Annotated in this window: 18 protein-coding genes; 13 read left to right on the forward strand and 5 right to left on the reverse strand. The window is 63.4% G+C overall.

The features are described 5' to 3' along the window. The first annotated feature begins 130 nt into the window (after positions 1–130). Entirely contained in the window at positions 131–1,612 is a 1,482-nt protein-coding gene (locus ACEN9T_RS13870; protein WP_392397858.1) for a DEAD/DEAH box helicase, read from the forward strand. Between the two features lie 25 nt (positions 1,613–1,637). Here ACEN9T_RS13870 and gluQRS read toward each other — a convergent pair whose 3' ends face one another. Together gluQRS and ACEN9T_RS13880 are read right to left on the reverse strand one after the other, a co-directional pair. Further along, entirely contained in the window at positions 1,638–2,582 is a 945-nt protein-coding gene (gene gluQRS / locus ACEN9T_RS13875) for a tRNA glutamyl-Q(34) synthetase GluQRS (RefSeq protein ID WP_413708002.1), read from the reverse strand. Between the two features lie 63 nt (positions 2,583–2,645). After that, a complete protein-coding gene (locus tag ACEN9T_RS13880) occupies positions 2,646–3,548 on the reverse strand; it encodes a LysR substrate-binding domain-containing protein (protein ID WP_092969301.1) in 903 nt (300 codons plus the stop codon). Between the two features lie 106 nt (positions 3,549–3,654). Here ACEN9T_RS13880 and ACEN9T_RS13885 point away from each other — a divergent pair, with 106 nt between their 5' ends. Beyond that, complete coding sequence (locus ACEN9T_RS13885) at positions 3,655–4,353, forward strand: pirin family protein (protein ID WP_092969304.1); 699 nt, start codon at positions 3,655–3,657, stop codon at positions 4,351–4,353. A 77-nt stretch (positions 4,354–4,430) separates the two neighbouring features. Further along, complete coding sequence (locus tag ACEN9T_RS13890) at positions 4,431–5,003, forward strand: flavodoxin family protein (protein WP_413708003.1); 573 nt, start codon at positions 4,431–4,433, stop codon at positions 5,001–5,003. Between the two features lie 186 nt (positions 5,004–5,189). Here ACEN9T_RS13890 and ACEN9T_RS13895 read toward each other — a convergent pair whose 3' ends face one another. Beyond that, on the reverse strand, positions 5,190–6,038 hold the full coding sequence (locus ACEN9T_RS13895; RefSeq protein WP_413708004.1) for a sulfurtransferase: 849 nt from the start codon (positions 6,036–6,038) through the stop codon (positions 5,190–5,192). A 149-nt stretch (positions 6,039–6,187) separates the two neighbouring features. On the opposite strand from ACEN9T_RS13895, the gene dnaE reads away from it, so the two are divergent. From dnaE to ACEN9T_RS13920, 5 genes are all read left to right on the forward strand, one after another. Then, positions 6,188–9,706, forward strand: a complete 3,519-nt coding sequence (dnaE, locus tag ACEN9T_RS13900) for a DNA polymerase III subunit alpha (protein ID WP_413708005.1) — start codon at positions 6,188–6,190, stop codon at positions 9,704–9,706. 83 nt (positions 9,707–9,789) lie between these two features. Further along, positions 9,790–10,857, forward strand: coding sequence for a glycosyltransferase family 4 protein (locus ACEN9T_RS13905; protein WP_413708006.1), 1,068 nt, complete (start codon positions 9,790–9,792; stop codon positions 10,855–10,857). Further along, positions 10,854–12,134 carry an O-antigen ligase family protein gene (locus tag ACEN9T_RS13910; RefSeq protein WP_413708007.1) on the forward strand — a complete coding sequence of 427 codons (1,281 nt, stop codon included), beginning with the start codon at positions 10,854–10,856 and terminating at the stop codon, positions 12,132–12,134. Before ACEN9T_RS13905 ends, ACEN9T_RS13910 begins: the two co-directional genes overlap by 4 nt. A gap of 12 nt (positions 12,135–12,146) precedes the next feature. Further along, positions 12,147–12,920, forward strand: a complete 774-nt coding sequence (locus ACEN9T_RS13915) for a glycosyltransferase family 2 protein (RefSeq protein WP_092969316.1) — start codon at positions 12,147–12,149, stop codon at positions 12,918–12,920. After that, the gene (locus tag ACEN9T_RS13920; protein WP_413708008.1) at positions 12,907–13,749 is read left to right on the forward strand and encodes a glycosyltransferase family 2 protein; all 843 of its coding nucleotides are present in this window, start codon (positions 12,907–12,909) and stop codon (positions 13,747–13,749) included. The genes ACEN9T_RS13915 and ACEN9T_RS13920 overlap by 14 nt, the downstream gene beginning before the upstream one ends. A gap of 16 nt (positions 13,750–13,765) precedes the next feature. Here ACEN9T_RS13920 and ACEN9T_RS13925 read toward each other — a convergent pair whose 3' ends face one another. After that, positions 13,766–14,548, reverse strand: coding sequence for a glycosyltransferase family 25 protein (locus tag ACEN9T_RS13925; protein ID WP_413708009.1), 783 nt, complete (start codon positions 14,546–14,548; stop codon positions 13,766–13,768). Between the two features lie 233 nt (positions 14,549–14,781). Between ACEN9T_RS13925 and msbA the strand changes: the two genes are divergently transcribed. Next, complete coding sequence (gene msbA, locus ACEN9T_RS13930) at positions 14,782–16,506, forward strand: lipid A export permease/ATP-binding protein MsbA (RefSeq protein WP_092969325.1); 1,725 nt, start codon at positions 14,782–14,784, stop codon at positions 16,504–16,506. A 51-nt stretch (positions 16,507–16,557) separates the two neighbouring features. Continuing rightward, complete coding sequence (locus ACEN9T_RS13935) at positions 16,558–17,154, forward strand: peroxidase-related enzyme (RefSeq protein WP_413708010.1); 597 nt, start codon at positions 16,558–16,560, stop codon at positions 17,152–17,154. Between the two features lie 12 nt (positions 17,155–17,166). On the opposite strand, the gene ACEN9T_RS13940 is transcribed toward ACEN9T_RS13935, so the two are convergent. Beyond that, entirely contained in the window at positions 17,167–18,066 is a 900-nt protein-coding gene (locus ACEN9T_RS13940; RefSeq protein ID WP_413708011.1) for a LysR substrate-binding domain-containing protein, read from the reverse strand. Positions 18,067–18,158: 92 nt separating this feature from the next. On the opposite strand from ACEN9T_RS13940, the gene mdlC reads away from it, so the two are divergent. From mdlC to ACEN9T_RS13955, 3 genes are read left to right on the forward strand one after another with little or no spacing between them, the layout of a single operon-like run. After that, positions 18,159–19,748 carry a benzoylformate decarboxylase gene (mdlC, locus tag ACEN9T_RS13945; RefSeq protein WP_413708012.1) on the forward strand — a complete coding sequence of 530 codons (1,590 nt, stop codon included), beginning with the start codon at positions 18,159–18,161 and terminating at the stop codon, positions 19,746–19,748. Beyond that, entirely contained in the window at positions 19,748–21,232 is a 1,485-nt protein-coding gene (locus ACEN9T_RS13950) for an aldehyde dehydrogenase (RefSeq protein WP_413708013.1), read from the forward strand. Before mdlC ends, ACEN9T_RS13950 begins: the two co-directional genes overlap by 1 nt. A gap of 12 nt (positions 21,233–21,244) precedes the next feature. Then, the gene (locus ACEN9T_RS13955) at positions 21,245–22,186 is read left to right on the forward strand and encodes a ketopantoate reductase family protein (protein ID WP_413708014.1); all 942 of its coding nucleotides are present in this window, start codon (positions 21,245–21,247) and stop codon (positions 22,184–22,186) included. Positions 22,187–22,254 lie beyond the last annotated feature (68 nt).

Here is a 22,254-nt window from a genome sequence, read left to right on the forward strand (position 1 = left end):
GGCTGAGTCTCACGTGATAAACTTTTGATTTTTAACGCTTTGCGCGAGCCGCATGCGGGTTTTCCGCTTGGGTCTGGCGCGCCGCCATGCCAACCGGCATGCCGCATCTCCCCCTATGAATACTGCAACGATGTCTGAAGCGTCAGAAGCGCCGGCCAATGAATCGGTGACATTCGACAGCTTCGGCCTGCATCCGGACGTCCTCCGCGCGCTGACCGAAAGCGGTTACACCAAGCCCACACCCATTCAGGCTGCCGCCATTCCGGTGGTGACCGCCGGCCGCGACGTCATGGGCGCCGCACAAACCGGCACCGGCAAGACCGCCGGTTTCTCGCTGCCGATCATCCATAACCTGCTGCCCGACGCCAACACGAGCGCGTCGCCGGCGCGCCACCCGGTGCGAGCGCTGATCCTCACGCCCACGCGCGAGCTTGCGGACCAGGTGTACGACAACGTTGCCAAGTACGCGAAATACACGGCGCTGCGCAGCGCCGTCGTGTTCGGCGGTGTCGACATGAACCCGCAGACGGAGCAACTGCGCCGCGGCGTGGAAATCCTCGTTGCCACGCCGGGCCGTCTGCTCGATCACGTGCAGCAGCGCAGCGTGAATCTGTCGCAGGTGCGCATGCTGGTGCTGGACGAAGCCGACCGCATGCTCGACATGGGCTTCCTGCCCGACCTGCAGCGCATCATCAACCTGCTGCCGGCGCACCGCCAGACGCTGCTGTTTTCGGCGACCTTCTCGCCCGAGATCAAGAAGCTGGCCGCGAGCTACCTGCGTCATCCGCAGACGATTGAAGTGGCGCGCAGCAACGCCACGGCAGAAAACGTCCGCCAGGTCATCTACACCGTGCCGGACAACCACAAGCAAGCGGCGCTCGTGCACCTGCTGCGGCAGCGCGCAGAGCAAGGCTTGCCGCGTCAGTGCATTGTTTTCTCGAACAGCAAGATCGGCTGCTCGCGCCTGGCGCGCGCGCTGGAACGCGAAGGCATCAACGCCAACGCCATCCACGGCGACAAGACGCAGACCGAGCGCATGCAAACGCTCGAAGCGTTCAAGCAAGGTACCGTCGATGTGCTGGTCGCCACCGACGTGGCGGCGCGCGGTCTCGATATCTCGCAGATGCCATGCGTGATCAACTTCGACCTGCCGTTCAACGCGGAAGATTACGTGCACCGCATCGGCCGCACGGGCCGTGCCGGTGCTTCCGGTGACGCATTGTCGCTGTTCGCTCCGGGTGATGAGCGTTTCCTGGCCGACATCGAAAAGCTGATCAAGCGAAACCTGCCGCGCGAGCAATTGGCTGATTTCGATCCGACTGGCGAACAGGCGCGTGACCGTGAGCGCCGTGAGCGCGACGAAAAGCGTGCCCGCGGTGAAGTCCGCCGCGCCCGTGAGCGGGACGACCGCAACGGCGCCCGCGTGTTGGATCACACGATCGTGCGCCCGCCTTTCCGCCCATCGGACGACCCGTTCTTCAATCGCCCGTACGAATCCTCTCTGCCAGCGGAATCGGCGGAAGCTGCCAAGCCAGCGCAAGCGACCGGGCATCCGCGTACCGCCAAGCGCCCGATTGCGGCGCTGCTCGGCGGCGTGCCGCGCAAGCGTTAAGTCAGTCTGTTGAAAACGGCGGCCACTATGCCGCCGTGGTCAATCGTGCAAGACGATTGGCCCAGGCCGGGACTGCGTCTCGGTAGAACCCATCTACATCGCCCGCACGAATGTCCAACCCGAGGTGCCGTGCCGCTTCCGTTAGCGCGGCCAGCGGTTGACTGCGGTTGATGGCGCGCGCGCCTGTCTGCTTGCTCAGTTTCTCGCCCTCGGGGTTCACCACCACGGGCACGTGCAGGTAGCGCAACGCGGGCAGCCCGAGCAACTGCTGCAGATAGATCTGGCGCGGCGTCGAGTCGAGCAGGTCGGCGCCCCGCACGATGTCCGTGATGCCTTGCGTGGCATCGTCTACCACCACCGCAATCTGGTACGCCCACATGCCGTCCGCGCGCTTGAGCACGAAGTCGCCTACGGCTTCAGCCAGGTTCTGGCATTGTGTGCCTTGCCAGCGATCGCTGAAGCAGATGGTGGCGGCATCGGCATCCGGCACACGCACGCGCCAAGCGCGCGGGGGGCGGCCGTGCAGCCCGTTGCGGCACGTGCCGGGATAGATCAGGGTCTGGTGACGCACATGCCCATTTGCGTCGATGCTGGTGACGGAGTCCGCAATCTCGCGGCGCGTGCAGCCGCACGGGTAGAGGCTGCCGTTCGCCTGCAGTTGCTCCAGCGCCTGTTCAAAGAGTGACAGGTGCGTGCTTTGCCACTGCGGCGCCTCGTCGGGAATGAGTCCGAGCACATCAAGTGTGGCGAGGATATCGCGGTCGGCGCCGGGCACGTTGCGCTGGAAATCGATGTCTTCAATGCGCACGAGCCATGTGCCGCCGTGCACGCGCGCATCCAGCCAGCTCGCCAGCGCAGTGACCAGCGAGCCGATATGCAGCGGCCCCGTTGGCGAGGGCGCAAAGCGGCCGCGGTATTGGCCGCGCGATGACGTAGTGGATTCCGGAAAATCGAGATTGGCTTGGGACAACGCAACGCTCCAGGCGCAGAGGTCGATGGCGCTATTGTGCGCGATTTATCTGCCCCAGGACGCCTACTGCATCATCAGCGCCTGCCCCAGACGCGGGTCTTCCAACTTGTCGACCCACCATTGCAACGCCTTGCCGCGCATGTTGTTGCGCCAGGCAACCTGAAACGTGCCGGCGCGCTTGTCTTCGGTGGTTTCCTTGGCGATCAGCACGCCGGAATCCAGATACGGCTGCGCCAGTGGCACGGGCAACCAGCCGCAGCCCAAGCCTCGAATCTGCGCCTGCACCTTGTCAGCCATGGACGGCACCACCAGCGTGTCCTGCCCGGCCATCACGCCGATGGTGCGTGCGGGCAGATTGCGGGACGTATCTCCCACAGCAACGATGCGATGTCGCGTGATGGCGGTTGCAGGCAATGGCTCCTCCATTTGCGCCAACGGATGATGTGCCGCCACCGCAAATACAAAGGGAATGCTGCCCACCGTGCGCGTCTGAATGCCCTGCACCTGCATCACCTGCGCGGGCCCGATCAGGAGATCCGCGCGGCCGGAGAGCAGTGCATCCCACGTGCCGGCCAGTACTTCGCGGCAAAAGCGTAGTCGCGTGGCGGAGTTTTCGGCGTAGAAATCCTGGATGACGGGCATGAGTGCGCGAAAGTGCACGAGATCGTCAACTACGATGGTCAGCGTGGCTTCCCACCCGGTGGCGAGGCGCTTGACGCGGCGCGCGAGTTCGTCGGCGGCCTGCAGCAGGTGACGGCCTTCGTCAAGCAATGCGCGGCCGGCGGGCGTGAGTTCCGCTCGATGGCGGCGGCGGTCAAACAGCAGGACATCGAGATCGTCTTCCAGCTTGCGCACCACGTATGTGAGCGCCGACGGCACTTTGCCGAGTTCGTGCGCCGCGGCGGCAAAGCTGCCCTTGCGTTCAATCGCGTCCAGCACTTCGAGAGATTCCAGCGATAGCGCCATATTCAGAATTTTTGATGTATTGAGTCAAAGCTGTACCCCGAAACTATAGCCAATCTGCGTACCATTCACACATCGACGCAGTAATTTGGATAGGAGATTCATCAAAATGATTGAAATCCGCCCTTCTCAAGATCGCGGCTACGCAGACCACGGCTGGCTCAAGTCGTATCACAGCTTTTCGTTTGCCGATTACATGGACCCGGAACACGTTCAGTTCGGGCCGTTGCGTGTCATCAATGAAGACCGCGTCGCCGCTGGTATGGGTTTTGGCACCCATGGCCACCGCGACATGGAAATCATCAGCTACGTGCTGGATGGCGAACTGGCGCACAAGGACAGCATGGGCAACGGCAGCGTGCTGCGCCCGGGCGACGTGCAGCGCATGACGGCTGGGACAGGTGTGCGTCACTCCGAGTTCAACCACGCGCAGGACCAGACCACGCATTTCCTGCAGATCTGGGTGCTCCCCGCGCAGTTGAATCTCACGCCGGGCTATGAGGAGCGTCATTTCGACGAGGCTGCCAAGCGCGGAAAGCTCGCCCTGATCGCCAGCACCGATGGTCGCGACGGTTCGGTGAAGGTGCACCAGGACATGGCGCTCTATGCCGGCAAGTTTGATGGCGCAGAAACTGCGTCCTTGCCTATCGCCGCAGGCCGCCGTGCTTATGTGCACGTGGTTCGCGGCAAGGTGAGCATCAACGGTCGCACGCTGGTCGGCGGCGACGCAGCCAAGCTGACGCAAGAAGAGGCGGTGACGCTCTCTGGCGGCGAAGACAGCGAAGTGCTGGTGTTCGATCTGCCGTAATGTTCGTGGCGCACGCTGTGTGCGCCATTTTTCTTTTCCGTTGTTCCCCGCGGTACCCCAACCCCAAGAGGATTCCCATGGCACGAGTTGCAGTCGTTTATCACAGCGGTTATGGCCACACCAAGAAGCAGGCTGAGGCCGTGTTTGCAGGCGTGCAAGGCGCCGGCGCCGAAGCACACCTGATTTCGGTCACAGACGTCAACGATGACACGTGGGCGCTGCTGGCCGGCGTCGACACAATCGTCTTTGGCGCGCCGACCTACATGGGCGGCGTTTCGGGCGACTTCAAGAAATTTGCCGATGCATCGTCCAAAGCATGGTTCACCGGCGCGTGGAAGGACAAGATCGCCGCGGGGTTCACGAATTCCGCATCGATGAATGGAGACAAGTACGCGTCGATCCAGTACCTGTGGACGCTGTCGCAGCAGCACGGAATGATCTGGGTCGGCACGGGCATGATGCCGGCCAACAGCAAGGCTGCTACGCGCAACGACGTGAATTACCTGGCGGGCTTTGGCGGCGCGCTGGCGCAATCGCCGTCTGATGCGAGCCCTGAAGAGGGCCCGTTGCCGGGCGACCTGGAAACCGCCAAGCTGTTCGGCGAGCGCATTGTTGACATCACCAATCAGTTCGTGCGCGGCCGTCAGTAAAGCGAGTCGGTCAAAGAAAAACGCCGGCATGTCCGGCGTTTTTTTGTTGGTGCGCTGTTAAGGCTCAGAAGCGCATGCCTGCTCCGCAGAAGACGCCGCGGTTCGAGCCACCCTCGCAGCTCGTCGAGCAAGCCGCCAATGCGACAAGGCATAGCGTGCCGACGAGGACGGCGGCCGCAAGGCGCTTCATGCGGCGGCGCGCGTTTGGCTGTCGGCGCAATGTGGGCAGCGCTGGCCAGGGATGTAGTCGGCGGACTGCTGTTCTTCCGGGGTTACCACAGCGCGGCATGCAAAGCACTGCTTCGGTCCCGCCGGCAGCAGTTCGGGGTTGAGCGCTGTGCGGTGGTCGAACACGAAGCAATCCCCGTCGTAATGGGCTCCGCCCACTTCCTCGAAATATTTGAGGATGCCGCCTTCGAGCTGATAGACGCGCTCGACGCCGATCTCCTGCATGTGGATCGCCGCCTTTTCGCAGCGGATGCCGCCGGTACAGAACGACACGACCGTCTTACCGGCAAAGTCGTCCTTGTGCGCAGCAATGGCGGGTGGAAATTCGGTGAATTTCTTGAGGGTGTATTCGACGACGTTCTTGAATGTGCCGACGGCAACTTCATAGTCATTGCGCGTGTCAAGCATCACCACGGGGCGGCCCTCGTCGTCGTGGCCCTGATCGAGCCAGCGCTTGAGGTCCGGCGGCGCAACCGACGGCGCGCGGCCGTCTTCCGGGCGGATCAGCGGGTGGCGCATGGTGATGATTTCTTTCTTCATGCGCACCAGCAAGCGGCGGAATGGCTGGTGGTCTGACAGGCTTTCCTTCGGTGCCAGGTCAGCAAAACGGGGGTCGGCACGCAGCCACCCGACGATGCCATCAATGGCTTCACGCGAGCCGGCCAGGAAGATGTTGATGCCCTCTGGTGCCAGCAGCACGGTGCCCTTCAGCTCGCGCGCCTGGCACTCGGCCAGCAGGGCGGGGCGCAGGGTCTCGCGGTCATCGAGGGTGACGAATTTGTAAGCGGAAATATTGACGATCTGCATGTGCTGCCGCGCCGTTTTTGGCGCCTTGGGTAACCCGTTGATTCGTAAGCCGAAATTATAGCCGCCCGAGCAGCCGCGCGGAGTTGTCGATGGTCAACCGGACGCGCTCGGAATGCTTTACGGCAGGTGTCACCCGGTACAATACGCGGATGAATTCGCCGCGCTTCGTCCACCTCCGTCTCCACTCCGAATATTCCGTCGTCGATGGCAACGTCCGTCTGGACGATGCCGTCAAGGCCGCAGCCAAAGACGGCATGGGCGCCTTGGCGCTGACCGATCTCGCCAACGCCTTCGGGCTGGTGCGCTTCTACAAGGAGGCGCGCGGCAAGGGCGTCAAGCCGATCGTCGGCGCCGACGTGTGGATCACCAATCACGACGAGCGCGACAAGCCGGCACGTCTTCTGTTGTTGGTCCGTGACAAGCAGGGTTACCTGAACCTGTGCCAGTTGCTGGCCCGTGCTTGGCTCTCCAACCAACATCGCGGCCGCGCGGAAATCGCCCCCGAATGGTTCGACGAGCCGGGCGTGGAGAATGCCCCATTGGCCACGGGCCTGCTGGCGCTTTCAGGCGCCATGGGCGGCGATATCGGCATGGCGCTGGCCAACGGAAACGAGGCGCTGGCGCGCAAGCTGGCGACGAACTGGTCGCGCGTGTTTCCGGGCGCCTTCTACATCGAACTGCAACGCGCCGGGCAGACTGGTACCGAGGCCTACATCCAGCAAGCCGTGAAGCTCGCATCGGCCATGCAGTTGCCCGTGGTTGCCACGCATCCGGTGCAGTTCATGACGCCGGACGATTTCACGGCCCACGAAGCGCGCACCTGCATTGCGGAGGGCGAACTGCTCGCCAATCCGCGTCGCGCCCGCCGTTTCACGACCGAACAGTATTTCAAGACGCAGGACGAGATGTGCGCGCTGTTTGCCGACATCCCGTCCGCGCTGGCCAACGCGGTGCAGATTGCGCAGCGCTGCAACCTCAAGCTGGAACTGGGCAAGCCCAAGCTGCCGCTGTTCCCGACGCCCGATGGCATGTCGCTGGATGACTATCTCGTCCAGCTTGCCAAGGAAGGGCTGGAAAAGCGCATGGAAGTGCTGTTCCCCGACGAGGCCGTGCGCGAATCCAAACGCGCCGAGTATTACGCCCGCCTGGAATTCGAGACCGGCACCATCATCAAGATGGGCTTCCCGGGCTACTTCCTGATCGTTGCGGACTTCATCAACTGGGCCAAGAACAATGGCGTGCCGGTGGGGCCGGGCCGGGGTTCCGGTGCCGGATCGCTGGTGGCATACGCGCTGGGCATTACCGATCTGGATCCGCTCAAATACAACCTGCTGTTCGAGCGTTTCCTGAACCCGGAGCGGGTGTCGATGCCCGACTTCGACATCGACTTCTGCCAGCACGGCCGCGACCGCGTCATCCAGTACGTGAAAGAGAAGTACGGCAAGGACGCCGTCTCGCAGATTGCCACCTTCGGCACCATGGCTGCCAAGGCCGCTGTGCGTGACGTGGGCCGTGTGCTGGACCTCGGCTACAACTTCGTTGATGGCGTGGCCAAGCTGATCCCGTTCAAGCCGGGCAAGCTCGTCACACTGGAAGAAGCCAAGAAGGAAGAGCCGCTGCTGGCCGAGCGCGAAGCCAACGAAGAAGAGGTCAAGCAGCTCCTGGAACTCGCCCAACGCGTAGAAGGCATGACGCGTAACGTCGGCATGCACGCGGGCGGTGTGCTGATCGCCCCAGGAAAGCTGACCGACTTCTGCCCGCTTTACACGCAGGGCGGCGAAGATGCCGGCGTCGTCAGTCAGTACGACAAGGACGACGTGGAAGCCGTCGGCCTGGTCAAGTTCGACTTCTTGGGCCTGACCACGCTCACAATCCTCGACTGGGCCGAGCGCTACATCCGTATGCTCGATCCGTCCAAGGCGGACTGGAACTGCAGTCATATTCCGCTGACGGACAAGAAAGCGTTCGACATCCTCAAGACGGCCAACACGGTCGCCGTGTTCCAGCTGGAAAGCCGCGGCATGCAGGGCATGCTGAAGGACGCCAAGCCCGACCGCTTTGAGGACATCATCGCCCTGGTGGCGCTGTATCGCCCGGGCCCGATGGACCTGATCCCTAGCTTCTGCGCCCGTAAGCACGGCCGCGAGAAGGTGGAGTACCCCGATCCGCGCGTCGAGCCGGTGCTCAAGGAGACCTACGGCATCATGGTCTACCAGGAGCAGGTGATGCAGATGGCGCAGATCGTGGGCGGGTACTCGCTCGGCGGCGCTGACTTGCTGCGCCGCGCGATGGGTAAGAAGAAAGCCGAAGAAATGGCCGAGCACCGCGCGTTGTTCCGTGCGGGCGCGGCCAAGGACGGGCTCTCCACCGAAAAGGCCGACGAAATCTTCGACCTGATGGAGAAGTTCGCGGGCTACGGCTTCAACAAGTCGCACGCGGCTGCCTATGCGCTGCTGGCGTACTACACGGCTTGGCTCAAGGCGCATCACCCGGCCGAATTCATGGCAGCCAACATGTCGCTCGCCATGGACGACACCGACAAGGTGAAGATCCTCTACGACGATGCCCGAGGCAAGAACGGCCTGACCGTGCTGCCGCCGGATATCAACGCGAGCCAGTATCGCTTTGCGCCAACCGACGCCAAGACCATCCGCTACGGCCTGGGTGGCGTGAAGGGCAGCGGTCAGGGTGCGATCGAAGACATCCTGCGGGCACGCGAGGATGGCCCCTTCAAGGACTTGTTCGACTTCTGCGAGCGTGTTGACCGCCGCCAGGTCAATCGCCGCACAATCGAAGCGCTGGTGCGGGCTGGCGCCTTCGACAGCCTCAACGACAACCGTGCTCAGCTGCTTGCCTCGATCGGCTTGGCCATGGAAGCCGCCGAGCAGAAGGCAGCGGCTGCCAACCAGGTGTCGCTGTTCGATCTGATGAGCGGCGACGATGCCGAGCAGCATCGCCCCGAACTCGTCGACGAGCCGGCATGGTCGACCAAGCGCAAGCTGCAGGAAGAAAAGCAGGCGCTGGGTTTCTACCTTTCTGGCCACCTGTTCGATGAATGCCGTGACGAGGTGCGCCGCTTTGCGCGTACGACGCTGGCCGACCTGGCTCGCGAAGTGACCGACAAGGGCAATGGCGGCGGCTACGGCAATCGCGACGCGCGTAACAAGACGGTGGCGGGCGTGATCGTCGGCCAGCGCACCCAGATGACGCAGCGCGGCAAGATGCTGATCGTCATGCTCGACGACGGCTCTGCCAGCGAAGCCACCGAAGTGACGGTCTTCAACGAAGTGTTTGAAGCCAACCGCGCGCTGTTCAAGGAAGACGAAGTGCTGATTGTGCAGGGCAGTGCCCGGCACGACATGTTCACTGGCGGCGTGCGCGTGACAGCCGAGTCGGTCATGGACATGACGCAGGCGCGCGCCAAGTTTGCGCGGGCGATCCGTCTGTCGATGAATGGCGATTCAACGGCGGCCAGGCTGCGCGACCTGCTCTCTCCGCATGTGGCGGCGGATGGCAATGGCGTCTCGGTGCGTATCAGCTACGTCTGCGAGCAGGCCCGCTGCGAAGCCGTGCTCGGCGACGCCTGGCGCATTGTCCCGAGCGAAGCGGCAATCGCCGCGCTGCGTCAGGCGCTGGACGCCGAGAACGTGGCAACGGTGTACGAGTAGTTCGAAGATGGCGCGGGGGGCGCCATTGCCGGGCGGGCGCTCGGCACGACTGCAGTCTCAATACGATTATTACTAGAGCATCCATGAACGTCGGAATCTCGTGCAACGCGCTGGGCTACAGCGGCGGCAGCGAGCGCTACGCGATGGACCTGGTGCGCGGTCTGCATGAGCGCGCCATCCGTCCTGTGTTCTTCGCCAAGATGGTGGACAAGGCGCTTCCCGAATACCGCCAGGTCAAGGCAGTTGCATTGCCCACGCGCAAGCTGCCCGGCAAATTGAATGACCACGCGTTCGGCTGGCTGGTGCGCTATCTGGCCAAGCGTGAGCACATCGATTTGATGATCGGCTGCAACCGCACGGGGGCATCGGATATCGCCATTTGTGGCGGTACGCACGTTGGCTATCTCAAGAGCTTTTCCAAAGAGGCTGCCTTCTGGGACCGCCAGCAGATCGCGCTGGAGCGCCGAGACTATGTGCGCTCGCACGTTGTCGTTGCGCACTCGCGGTTGATGGCGCAGGAAGTGCTGGACTATTACGACATTCCGGCGGCCAAGGTGAAGACGGTGTACCCGCCGGTGAGCGAGACGAAGTTCTCGCCGGTGGGCGAGGCCGAGCGTCAGCGCCTGCGCGATGAGCTGGGCTTTGCGAAGGATCGCGTCACGTTTGTGTTCCCATCGTCGAGCCACAAGCGCAAGGGCTATCCGCTGCTGGAGGCGTTTTTCTCGAAGACGGATTTGCCTGTGCAGCTGGCGGTGATCGGACGGCCGGTGTCGTCGTCCTCGCCCAACATCCGCTACCTGGGATACCGCAAGGACATCGAGAATGTCTACCGCGCGGCGGACTACACGATTCTCGCTTCGCACTACGAGCCGTTCGGGCTGATCGGGGTGGAGTCTGTGCTGTGCGGCACGCCTGCCGTACTGGCAGCCAATATCGCCTGCACCGAGGTGATCTCGGAAGAAGGTGCGCCCACCTTTGATCTGAGCGATCCAGCTACGCTGGCGCGCACGATCGAGGCGGCTGTTGCCCGCGCGCAGGCCGGCCAGGCGCGCCTCGCGAATCCGCGTGAACACCTGCGCTATGACCCGAGCATCGCTGCGCACATCGATGCACTGCTGGCGCTCGCACCCGGCGCGGGGACATTGCGATGAGCGGCTTGATGCAACGTGGCCGGACGCTGATATCCAGTGCGCCGGCGGCCCTGGCCGTGTTTGGAATTGCCATCCTCCCGGCCTTCATGCTGTCGGTGCGCGGCGCAGCGTTCCTGTCGTTCTTGCTGCTACTTATTGCTGCGATCTGGTCGATGCTGGCAGCGCCTGCAGAGGCCATGAACCGACTGCGAGCGATGTGGCGCGAATATCGCTGGCTGATTCTGGCAATGGCCGCCATGCCGACTGCCATGCTGATCAGTGCGCTATTGAATCCTGCCGCGCCGCGCAATGTGCCTTTTGCCTATGGGAGGCTCTGGTTGTTCGGCTTGGCGCTGTTTGCTCTGTTGCAATTGCGTCCTAAACAGTTGGAGAGTGTGCAATGGGGTTGTGTTGCGGGCGCGCTGGCCTCGGTAGTGTGGGCTTATCTCGAACTGCGTATCGGACGGCCAGACAAGATTGGCGCATTTGCCAATGCAATCCCCTTCGGCAATCTATCGCTGTTGATGGGCTTGTTCTCGCTGATTTCCATTGGTTGGTCCAATCGTGACGGCTGGCCGCTTATCCTTTTGCGCGTGTTTGCAGGTGGCGCTGGGCTCTATGCGTCGTATCTGTCGCAGTCGCGGGGTGGCTGGATTGCAATCCCCATACTGCTGCTGATCGCCGTGGCGACGCTACGGCATGTGAGCTGGAAGAAGCGAGCGACTGCCTTGCTGGTGTTCTTCGCGCTGTTGGTGACCGTATGCGTGTCGTCGAGTATGGTGCGCACCCGCTTTGGTCAGGCGATGGAGGACATCCATGCCTATCAGGCGGGGCAAACCAACACCTCGGTCGGCATCCGCTTCCAACTTTGGAAGGCGGCGACGCTGATGTTGACGCGCCATCCACTAGCCGGGGTGGGAAGAGGCCAATTTGAGCCCGCTCTCAAGGCGATTCACGCGGAAGGCCTGATCACACAGGAAGCGACTGCCTTCGAGCATGCCCACAACGAGTTTCTATACAATGGCGCCACGCTTGGCGTGCTGGGCATAGGCGCGTTGCTGGCGCTGTATCTGGTGCCTGCCGTGTACTTTCTGCGAGCCGCCTTGTGCGACGATCGTGTTCTCCGTACCACGGGGGCGATGGGCCTCACGTTATGCGTCGGCTTCGTACTGTTCGGACTGACCGAGGTGATGCTGATCATCGCGCAGACGGTCGTGTTCTACAGCGTGATGGTGGCCGTATTCACCGCGCATATTCATCGACGCCGGCAGCAGCTTGGCGCCGCTCCTGTTCTCTAAGATCGCTTTCGCATGTCCGCATCCAATCGAGCCACGCTCGCTGTCATCATCGTCGCCAAGAACGAAGCCGCTGATATCGGCGACTGCATCCGTTCCGTGCGCGACTGGGCGGACGATGTCATCGTCTTCGATTCCGGTAGCACGGACGGCACGCAGGACATCTGCCGCCAACTCGGTGCGCGCGTGTTCGAGACCGACTGGCCCGGCTACGGCGAACAGTCCAACCGCGCTCTGCGCGAGGCGCGCACCGACTGGGTGCTCTCGCTGGATGCCGACGAGCGCATCAGCCCCGAATTGCGGGCCGAGATGATCGCCGTACTGGAATCGGGCAGCTCGCACACTGTCTACTCCATGCCGCGCAGTTCCAGTTTTTGTGGCCGCTTCATGAAACACTCGGGCTGGTGGCCGGACCGCATTCGTCGTTTTTTTAAGCGCGAGCAGGTGACGTTCTTCGACGCACCGGTGCACTCGCACCTGGTCTTCGAGGGGACGGTGGGCGACTTCCGCGCGCCGATCATTCACTACTCGATTCCGGACCTGCGGGCTGCGCTCGATAAGGCCAACGATTATTCGACCGCCGGTGCAGCCGCAGCCTATGCCAAGGGCAAGCGCGCGTCGCTCGGTAGCGCGATAGGCCACGGGCTCTGGGCGTTCATCCGTACGTACATCATCCAGCGCGGCTTTCTCGATGGCGCGGAGGGCTTCATGCTCGCCGTGTCGAACGCCGAAGGCACCTATTACCGCTACATCAAGCTGATGATGCTGCATCGTCATGGCAAGCGCTGAGCCGCCGCGTCGCATCGCCCTCATCGTTACGACGTATAACCGCCCGGACGCGCTTGCCCGCGTGCTGGCAGGGTGTGGCGCCCAGACCGACCGCGCATTCGACGTCGTCGTCGCCGACGACGGTTCGCGCGATGACACACGCGTGGCGGTCGAAGCCGCTGCCAAGGTCGCGCCGTATCCGCTGCGCCATGTCTGGCACCCAGACGACGGCTTTCGTGCTGGTGAGATACGCAACCGAGGCGTGCTGGCGACGGATGCCGATTACCTTGTTTTTCTCGATGGCGATTGCGTGCCGCGTCCGGATTTTGTGGCCCGGCACCGCGCGTTGGCCGAGCAGGGGCGCCTGGTGTCTGGCAGCCGCATCCTGCTCGATGAAGCGATGACGCATGAAGTCATTACCCGGCAGATCGATATCCACCTGAAGGACCGCGCGTATTGGTTTGCCGCCTGGCGTGCGGGGCGCATCAACAAGTTCCTGCCGCTATTGGTGCCAGGTTTGCGGGCGCCGCGTACGTTCAAGGACACCAGCCTGCGCGGCATCAAGAGCTGCAACCTTGGCGTGTGGCGCAGCGATTTCGAGCACGTGAACGGCTTCGATCAGAGCTTCGTCGGGTGGGGCCATGAAGACGCCGACCTTGTTGTGCGCCTGTACAACGCCGGCGTGCGGCGCAAGCGCGGCTTCTGCGCGACTGAAGTCTTCCACCTATGGCATCGCGAGCAATCGCGCGAGCAGGAGAGCCCCAACTATCAGCGCATGATGGCTCGCCGCAATACCGACACCATCCGAGCAGAAACCGGGCTTACAGAGTTACGAGAGCAAGGCGCCTGAGCGGGCGCCGTCATGCTCACCAAGTCTTCTGCTGCTTGGCGATGCCGAGGAATGGCCGCACGAAGATCTGATAGAGGAACTTGCGTACAAAGATCTGGTGCAGATGGTGGCCGACACCGAGCCGGTTGTCGGCTTCGCGGCTTTTGATGGCGCGATCGGCTTCCAGGTTTGAGCCGCTATCGAAGTTCTGCACGCCAATCACATAAGGTACGACTGCACGCATCTGCACGATGCCTTCACGCTCGAACTTGTACCAATAGTCTGCGGCCAGCCACACGGGATAGAGCTGCTCGACCATCCGTTTGGCTGCGGCGTGCGTGACGAAATAACCATGCGCGAGCCACTGGTAGTTGGCAAGTTTGACCGTGCGGTGCTCAGCTGTCAGTTGCCGGGCGCTACGTTTGTAATAACGGTCGATGTGCGTGAGTAGCGTGACGACCGGTTCGTCGGGTGACACGCTCTGTGCCAGCGCGTCGAGCACGGCGGGCACATCTGGCCCGAGTTTCGCGTCGTCTTCCAGAATGAGCGCGTAGGGCAAGTCCTGCTCGATCATTGCTTGGTAAACGCCAAGGTGGCTCAGCGCGCAGCCGACTTCACCGACGGTCAACTCTCGGCTTTGGCTCGTAGCGCGTGCGTGGTCATAGTGGCGCGCAAGTTCGTCGGCGGGAAGTGTCTTGCCGTACACACCGGGGAAGCGGCTATGCGGCAGGCCAAACGCATCGAGCTGGCGTTCCAGTGCCTCGCGGCGACCGGCGTCGTGGTCAAGATTGATGAAAAACGTGGGAACGCGCGAACTCATTGCGGAAGCGTCAGATGATGCGTCGGTCCGTCTTGACCGGGGATTGCGCAGCAGGATGGGCCGGGTGGTGGATTGCCGCTAAAATGCCGGGTCGCCCGTCTGTCGGATGACAGCCGCTGCAACGCACTTGATGTCGGCAGAGCCGATCGCCATGCGACGCAAGCTGCCCACCCTCATTTGAAAACGCCGTGAGTATACAAGCAAAGTCTGATCACCCAGCGCCCGCCAAGCCGATGCTCAAGCGGTTGTGGGGCTACCTGCGCCCCGAATTGACCGCTTTCATCCTGGCAATGGTTGCCATGGGCGTGGTGGCAGCCACGGAGGGGATCATCCCCAAAGTCGTGAAGGATTTGCTGGATCAGGGCTTCGGCGGTGAATACGCCGGCAAGCTGTGGCAGGTGCCTGCCATGTTGGTGGGTATTGCCGTGGTGCGCGGCATCGCGCAATTTGCATCGACGTATCTGTTGAGCCTCGTGTCGAACAAGGTGCTGCTGAATCTGCGGATGAAGATGTTCGAGCGCCTGCTGCAGGCGCCGGCTTCGTACTATCAGCGCAATACGGCGGCGTCGATCATCAACGCGGTCATCTTTGAGGTCAACCAGGTGCTGCAGGTGCTGACCGGTGTGTTCATCACGCTGGTGCGCGATTCAATGACGGTGCTGGCGCTGCTGATTTTCCTGTTCTATACCAACTGGCGCCTGACGCTGGTGGTGGCAGTGATCCTGCCGATCATCGGGCTGCTGATGTCGCGTATCAACCGCCGCCTGCGCTCGCTCAACCGCGAGAGCCAAAACCTGACCAACCAGGCCGCCTATGTGGTGGAAGAGGCCGTGGGCGGTTACAAGGTCGTCAAGCTGCACGGTGGCGAGGCGTATGAATCGCTGCGCTTCAATGCCATGACGAATCGTCTGCGTGGTTACGCCATGCGCGTGGCCGTGGCCGGTGGCCTGAACCAGCCGGTGACGCAGTTTCTGGCCGCGCTGGCGCTGTCGATCATCCTGGCCATTGCCATGATGCAGGCGCAGGCCAATCAGACCACGGTCGGCGGCTTTACCGGCTTTGTGATGGCGATGCTGTTGCTGATTTCGCCGCTCAAGCACCTGACCGACGTGAATCAGCCGCTGCAGCGGGGCCTGACCGCCGCCGAGTTTATTTTCGGCCTGATCGACACGCCGATCGAACCGCAAGAAGGCGGCAAGAAGATCGATCGCGCCCGCGGCGATGTCCGCTTCGACAACGTCACCTTCCGTTACGGCGAAGATGGTCGGGCAGCGCTCGACAACGTGAATCTGCACGTCAAGCCGGGCGAGGTCGTCGCGCTGGTCGGGCCGTCGGGCAGCGGCAAGACCACGCTGGTGAACCTGCTCCCGCGCTTCTTCGATCCGACCTCGGGCACGATCTCGCTCGATGGTGATGCGCTGGCGGATCTGGCGCTGTATGACCTGCGCCGCCAGATCGCTTTTGTGAGCCAAGATGTGGTGCTGTTCAATGACACCATCGCTGCCAACGTGGCCTATGGCGCGCGCGACGCCTCTGAGATCGACATGGCCCGCGTGCGCCGTGCGCTGGAAGCGGCTTATCTGACCGATGTGGTCGACAACCTGCCCGAGGGCATCGATACCAATGTCGGCGACAACGGTTCGAAGCTGTCCGGTGGCCAGCGCCAGCGCCTGGCGATTGCCCGCGCGATCTACAAAGACGCGCCAATCCTGATCCTGGACGAAGCGACTTCCGCGCTGGATTCGGAGTCTGAGCGCCAAGTGCAGGCCGCGCTCGAACGCCTGATGGAAGGGCGTACGACGCTGGTGATCGCGCACCGTCTGTCGACCATCGAAAACGCCGACCGCATCATCGTGCTGGAGCACGGCAAGATCGCCGAAGCCGGAACGCACCGCGAACTCATCGAGCGCGATGGGTTGTATGCTGGACTCCATCGCATCCAGTTCGCTACCCAGTAAGCCTTGCCTTTCGGGCGGCGTGCTCAGGATGCTCAAATCAAAGGAGACATCGTGACGACCACCACGCCGCCCATTAGCCGGTTCCCTGTTCCTGAACTGGCCGACATTCCCGAAGACATCCGTGCGCGCATCCTGGAAGTGCAGGAGAAGAGAGGCTTTGTGCCGAACGTCTTCCTGGCGCTGTCGCATCGGCCCGACGAATGCCGCGCCTTCTTCGCGTACCACGATGCGCTGATGCTGCGCGAAGGCAGCAGCCTCACGAAGGGCGAGCGCGAGATGATCGTGGTCGCCACTTCCGCCGCCAACCAATGCCTGTATTGCGTGGTCGCGCACGGTGCCATCCTGCGCATCTACGAGAAGAATCCGCTGGTGGCCGACCAGGTTGCCGTCAATTACCGCAAGGCCGACATCACGCCGCGCCAGCGCGCCATGCTCGACTTTGCGATGAAGGTCTGCACCGCTTCGCACACCGTCAATGACGCCGACTATGAAGCGTTGCGCGCGCACGGTTTCGATGACGAGGACATCTGGGACATCACCGGCATCACCGCGTTCTTTGGCCTGTCGAACCGCATGGCGAATGTAATTTCGATGCGGCCCAATGACGAGTTCTTCCTGCTCGGCCGCTTGCCGCGCGAGAAGAAATAGGGCGCAACGGGCCTACGCCGTCAGCTCGCGCAGCGCTTCGAGCAGCTTGACGGCGGGGCTCGGCAGGATGCCGTGTCGACGCCGGAACGCCGTGAGGGTGCGGCGCGCCACCAAGCCGGGAATCGGCAGCGGCTCGATCACGCCGGCGCGGCGCTCCGCATCGATCATCGGTTCTGCCATCCAGCTCAGGAATCCGGAGCGCGCCACGAGGCTCTTGAGTGCCGTCACCGAGCGCGTTTCCACCACGATGTTCGGCAAGCCAAGTCCGGCTGCCTCGAATACCTGACGCATGTGCTCGTACGGGCCGGTACCGCGCGGCGGAACGGCCCAGAATGCATCCAGCGTATCGGCCAATGTCAGGCCAGGGCGATGGCGTAGCGAATGCTCCGGCGATGCGACCACGAAACTCGCATCCTCCCAGCGGCAATCCGCGATAGCGATGATTTCGTCGGTATCCGGCATCGCCATCGACAACGCGAGATCGATTTCGTGCTTGACCAGTCCTTCGGCCAAGCGATCCCACACGCCTTCGAGAATTTCCACGCGCAGGTTCGGCCACCGTGCGACCAACGTGCCGACGGCCAGCGGCAACACATAGCTCGCAATGCTCCCGACCGCGCCCACGCGGATGGTGCCCTTGGCGAGGCCGCGCATCGCGTCGATTTCTTCGCGTGCGTAATCGGCCTCGTGCTGCAGCAGCGACGCGTGCGGCAGGAGCGCCTGCCCGATGGCGGTCAGTTGCATTCCCTTGGAATGCCGCTCGAATAGCGGTGCGCCGATCTCGTCTTCCAGCCGCTTGATGATGCGGCTGAGCGCCGGCTGCGTGACGTGGAGAACCTCTGCCGCACGCCCAAGGCTGCCCGCAGAAACGATGGTGGTAAAGGCGCGTAACTGGCGCAGATCGAAAGTCATGCCAAAAGGTAATGACTTTGGCGAAATAATTCAATATCGCGTTAAGAACTACGGGTTCCATACTGGCAGCCTGTTCCAAGGAGGCTGCCAGTATGACCCGCACTTCGCTCGCGCTGACCACCGTGCGCGACGCCACCATCGAGCTGCTGCGCCGGCTCGGCATGACCCACGTGTTCGGCAATCCGGGCTCGACCGAGCTGCCGATGTTTCGCGATTTTCCGGAGGATTTTCGCTACATCCTTGGGTTACAGGAAGCCGTGGTGGTGGGCATGGCGGACGGATTCGCACAGGCCACAGGCAATGCCGCGCTGGTGAACCTGCACTCGGCGGCCGGTGTTGGCAACGCCATGGGCAACATCTTTACGGCCTTCAAGAATCGCACGCCGCTGGTGATCACCGCCGGACAGCAGGCGAGGTCGATCCTGCCGTTCGACCCGTTCCTCGCTTCCAACCAGGCGACCGAGTTGGCCAAGCCGTACGTCAAATGGAGCATCGAGCCCGCGCGTGCGCAGGACGTGCCGCTGGCGCTGGCCCGTGCATATCACATCGCCATGCAGGAGCCGCGAGGCCCCGTTCTGGTGTCGATTCCGGTGGATGACTGGGATCAGCCGACGGAGCCCGTTGCCGTGCACGAAGTTGCCACCGCGGTGCGGCCCGATCCTGCCACGTTAGCGCGTATCGGCGACCTGCTTGACGCGGCGCAGCGGCCGGCGTTCGTGGTGGGGGCAGCAATTGACCGCGCTGGCGCGTGGGACGCCGTCGTGCAACTCGCCGAGAGGCACAACGCGCGCGTGTTCACCGCACCAATGGCCGGGCGTGGCGCGTTTCCCGAAGACCACCGCCTGTTCGCCGGTTTCCTGCCCGCGATGCGTGAAAAGATCGTCAGCCTGTTGCAGGGGCACGACGTGGTGTTTGCACTCGGCGCCCCGGCGTTTACGTATCACGTGGAAGGCCATGGGCCGCATGTGCCGGTCGGTGCGAAGCTCGTGCAGTTGATCGACGATCCAGCGACCGCTGCGTGGACGCCTGAGGGCATTTCCGCCGTCGGCAACATCCGCTTGGGTGTGCTGGATCTGCTCGCCCGCCCAGCGCCACCGGCACGGCCGCTGCCTGCGCCACGCGTCAAATCGCCGCGAGCCGAGCCGGGCTCGCCCATGTCGGTCGCCTTTGTTCTGCAGACGCTCGATACGGTGCGCGGCCCGGCAGACATCGTCGTCGAAGAGGCTCCGAGTGCGCGCTCAACCATGCAGGCTTACTTGCCGATGCGACGTTCGGGAGCGTTCTACACGATGGACAGCGGCGGCTTGGGCTACGGCATGCCGGCCGCAGTTGGCGTGGCACTCGCCAAACCGGGCACACGCGTGATTGGTCTGATTGGCGACGGATCGAGCATGTATTCCATCCAGGCGCTGTGGAGCGCAGCGCTGCTCAAGTTGCCCATGACATTCGTGATCCTGAACAACCGCCGCTATGCGGCCCTGCAGGATTTCGCGCCGGTGTTCGGCTTTGCGCCGACCGACGCTGTGCAGGGCACGGATCTGCACGGCATCGATTTTGTCGGCCTGGCCCGCGCCATGGGCTGCACCGGCCAGCGCGTGAGTGACCCGCATGCGCTGGAGGCCGTGCTGCGCACCGCGCTGCAATCGACCGGACCAACCTTGATTGAAGTGGAGATCGACTGATGACGAACACGAATGTCGCCCCGCTGGACGCGGCGCAGAACATCTCGATGCTGATCAACGGCGAGCGAGTGCAAGCTGCCAGTGGCGCCGTCTTCGAGCGGCGTAACCCGCTCGACGGCACCGTGGCCACGCGTGCACCCGCCGCCACGGTGGACGACGCGCGCCGCGCCGTCGATGCCGCTGCAGCCGCAATCCCGGCCTGGGCGGCGATGGGCCCGACCGAGCGCCGTGCGTTGCTGATGCGTGCTGCACAAGCGCTTGAAGCCAAGGGCGAGGCATTTGCCGCAGCGATGGCTGCCGAAACAGGCGCCTCCGCACTGTGGGCCGGATTCAACGTGCATCTGGCCGCGAGCGGCTTGCAGGAAGCCGCCGCCATGGTCACGCAGATTGCGGGCGAGATCATTCCGTCCGACGTGCCCGGCAGCCTCGCCATGGGCGTGCGCCAACCGGCAGGCGTCGTGCTGGGCATCGCGCCGTGGAATGCGCCGGTCATCCTCGCCGTGCGCGCGATTGCGTTGCCGCTGGCGTGCGGTAACACCGTCGTGCTCAAGGGCTCGGAAGTTTCGCCCGCCACGCACGGGCTCATCATTGAAGCCTTGCAAGAGGCGGGCTTGCCAAACGGCGTCGTCAATTTTGTGACGAATGCTCCGGCCGATGCGGGCGCGGTGGTGGAAGCGATGATCGCGCACCCGGCCGTGCGGCGCGTCAACTTTACTGGCTCCACGCGCGTGGGTCGGATCATCGCGCAGACCTGCGTGACGTATCTGAAACCTGTGGTGCTGGAGTTGGGCGGCAAGGCGCCGCTGCTGGTGCTGTCGGATGCGGATATCGATGCCGCGGTCGATGGTGCGGCGTTTGGCGCATTCGCCAATTCTGGCCAGATCTGTATGTCCACCGAGCGCATCATCGTGGACGAGTCCATCGCCGATGCGTTCGTTGCCAAGCTGGCGGCCAAGGCTGCAGCGCTGCCGCTGGGCGATCCGCGCAAAGGGCCGGCGGTGCTGGGCTCGGTGGTCGACATGAGCACTGTCGATCGCTGCAATCACCTCATCGACGACGCCCTCGCCAAAGGCGCGAAACTGCTGTGCGGCGGCAAGGCCACCAGCACGTTGATGCCCGCCACGCTGCTCGACCACGTCACGCCCGACATGCTGATCTATGCGGAAGAATCGTTCGGCCCCGTCAAGGGCATCGTGCGCGTAAGCGGCGACGATGCCGCCGTTGCCTGTGCGAATGACAACGCATATGGTCTGTCGTCCGCCGTGTTCAGCCGCGATGTAGCACGCGCGATGAACGTCGCTCGCCGCATCGAATCTGGCATCTGCCACATCAATGGACCGACCGTCCACGATGAGGCGCAGATGCCGTTTGGTGGCGTCAAGGCAAGCGGCTTCGGGCGCTTCGGCGGCCGCGCTGGCGTGGCGGAGTTCACCGAGCTGCGTTGGATGACGGTGCAGACCACGCCGCGCCATTACCCGTTCTGAGCTGAGATGCCGATGAAGATCGCAATTCTGGGGGCGGGCGCGATGGGCTCGTTGTTTGGCGGGCTGCTGGCCGAAGCTGATCAACACGTCACGCTGCTCGACATCAACGATGCGCATCTGCACGCGATTGCCGCACACGGTTTGCGGCTGGAAACCGCCACCGGCGACCGGCACGTCCGCAATCTGCAGGCCCTGCGTCCCGGCGATGCGACAGACGTGCCGGATTTGCTGATCGTCTTCACCAAGGCGATGCACACACGGGCCGCATTGGCGAGCGTGCGTCATCTCATCGGCGCATCGACGCATGTCCTGACGCTGCAGAACGGGCTCGGCAATGTAGAGGCGCTGGCGTCGGTCGTGCCGGGGGAGCGGATCTTCGTTGGCGTGACGACGTGGCCGGCTGACCTTGCCGGGCCGGGCCACGTGCGCTCCCACGGCGCGGGCGCGATCCGGCTGATGACCGCAGACGGCGCGCCGCATCCGATGCTGGCCCGCGTGGTCGATGCGCTCTGCGCCGCCGGGCTGAACTGCCAGGCCGATGCCAACGTGTGGGGCGCGGTGTGGGAGAAAGTCGCCTTCAACGCCGCGCTGAATCCGCTGTGCACCGTGCTGAATCGGCCCGTCGACGCGCTGGGCGCGATAGAAGACGGCCCAGCCTTGGCGTTGACCATTGTGGGCGAAGTGCTGACCGTGGCCCGTGCCAGCGGCGTTACGGTTGACGCCGCCAAGGTGAACGACAACGTGCGGCACGCCATCGTTGCGCATCGCGGGCACAAGCCGTCGATGCTGCAGGACGTGCTGGCCGGGCGGCCGACCGAGATCGAATCCATCAACGGCGCCGTTGTGGCGACAGCCCGCCGGCATGGCGTGCCTGTGCCGCACACAGAGACGTTGATGCAGCTTGTGCGGTTGGTGCAGGTGCAGGCGCAGGCCGCACACCAGCAGGAGCATTAGCGGGCCGAGCGACCCAAGCTTTCATTCGATGGCGCGCAGACGCCACATCAACGGAGACAACCACATGA

Origin of the sequence: Ralstonia sp. Ralssp110, assembly GCF_047325135.1 — a bacterium.
Lineage (GTDB): Bacteria > Pseudomonadota > Gammaproteobacteria > Burkholderiales > Burkholderiaceae > Ralstonia > Ralstonia mojiangensis.

Coding starts and splice junctions, on each gene's coding strand:
- ACEN9T_RS13955 (WP_413708014.1), top strand. CDS start 21,245: ATGAAGATCGCAATTCTGGGGGCGGGCGCGATGGGCTCGTTGTTTGGC.
- ACEN9T_RS13870 (WP_392397858.1), top strand. CDS start 131: ATGTCTGAAGCGTCAGAAGCGCCGGCCAATGAATCGGTGACATTCGAC.
- ACEN9T_RS13940 (WP_413708011.1), bottom strand. CDS start 18,066: ATGACTTTCGATCTGCGCCAGTTACGCGCCTTTACCACCATCGTTTCT.
- ACEN9T_RS13925 (WP_413708009.1), bottom strand. CDS start 14,548: ATGAGTTCGCGCGTTCCCACGTTTTTCATCAATCTTGACCACGACGCC.
- ACEN9T_RS13910 (WP_413708007.1), top strand. CDS start 10,854: ATGAGCGGCTTGATGCAACGTGGCCGGACGCTGATATCCAGTGCGCCG.
- ACEN9T_RS13950 (WP_413708013.1), top strand. CDS start 19,748: ATGACGAACACGAATGTCGCCCCGCTGGACGCGGCGCAGAACATCTCG.
- ACEN9T_RS13885 (WP_092969304.1), top strand. CDS start 3,655: ATGATTGAAATCCGCCCTTCTCAAGATCGCGGCTACGCAGACCACGGC.
- ACEN9T_RS13895 (WP_413708004.1), bottom strand. CDS start 6,038: ATGCAGATCGTCAATATTTCCGCTTACAAATTCGTCACCCTCGATGAC.
- ACEN9T_RS13920 (WP_413708008.1), top strand. CDS start 12,907: ATGGCAAGCGCTGAGCCGCCGCGTCGCATCGCCCTCATCGTTACGACG.
- ACEN9T_RS13880 (WP_092969301.1), bottom strand. CDS start 3,548: ATGGCGCTATCGCTGGAATCTCTCGAAGTGCTGGACGCGATTGAACGC.
- ACEN9T_RS13915 (WP_092969316.1), top strand. CDS start 12,147: ATGTCCGCATCCAATCGAGCCACGCTCGCTGTCATCATCGTCGCCAAG.
- ACEN9T_RS13905 (WP_413708006.1), top strand. CDS start 9,790: ATGAACGTCGGAATCTCGTGCAACGCGCTGGGCTACAGCGGCGGCAGC.
- ACEN9T_RS13890 (WP_413708003.1), top strand. CDS start 4,431: ATGGCACGAGTTGCAGTCGTTTATCACAGCGGTTATGGCCACACCAAG.
- mdlC (WP_413708012.1), top strand. CDS start 18,159: ATGACCCGCACTTCGCTCGCGCTGACCACCGTGCGCGACGCCACCATC.
- msbA (WP_092969325.1), top strand. CDS start 14,782: ATGCTCAAGCGGTTGTGGGGCTACCTGCGCCCCGAATTGACCGCTTTC.
- dnaE (WP_413708005.1), top strand. CDS start 6,188: ATGAATTCGCCGCGCTTCGTCCACCTCCGTCTCCACTCCGAATATTCC.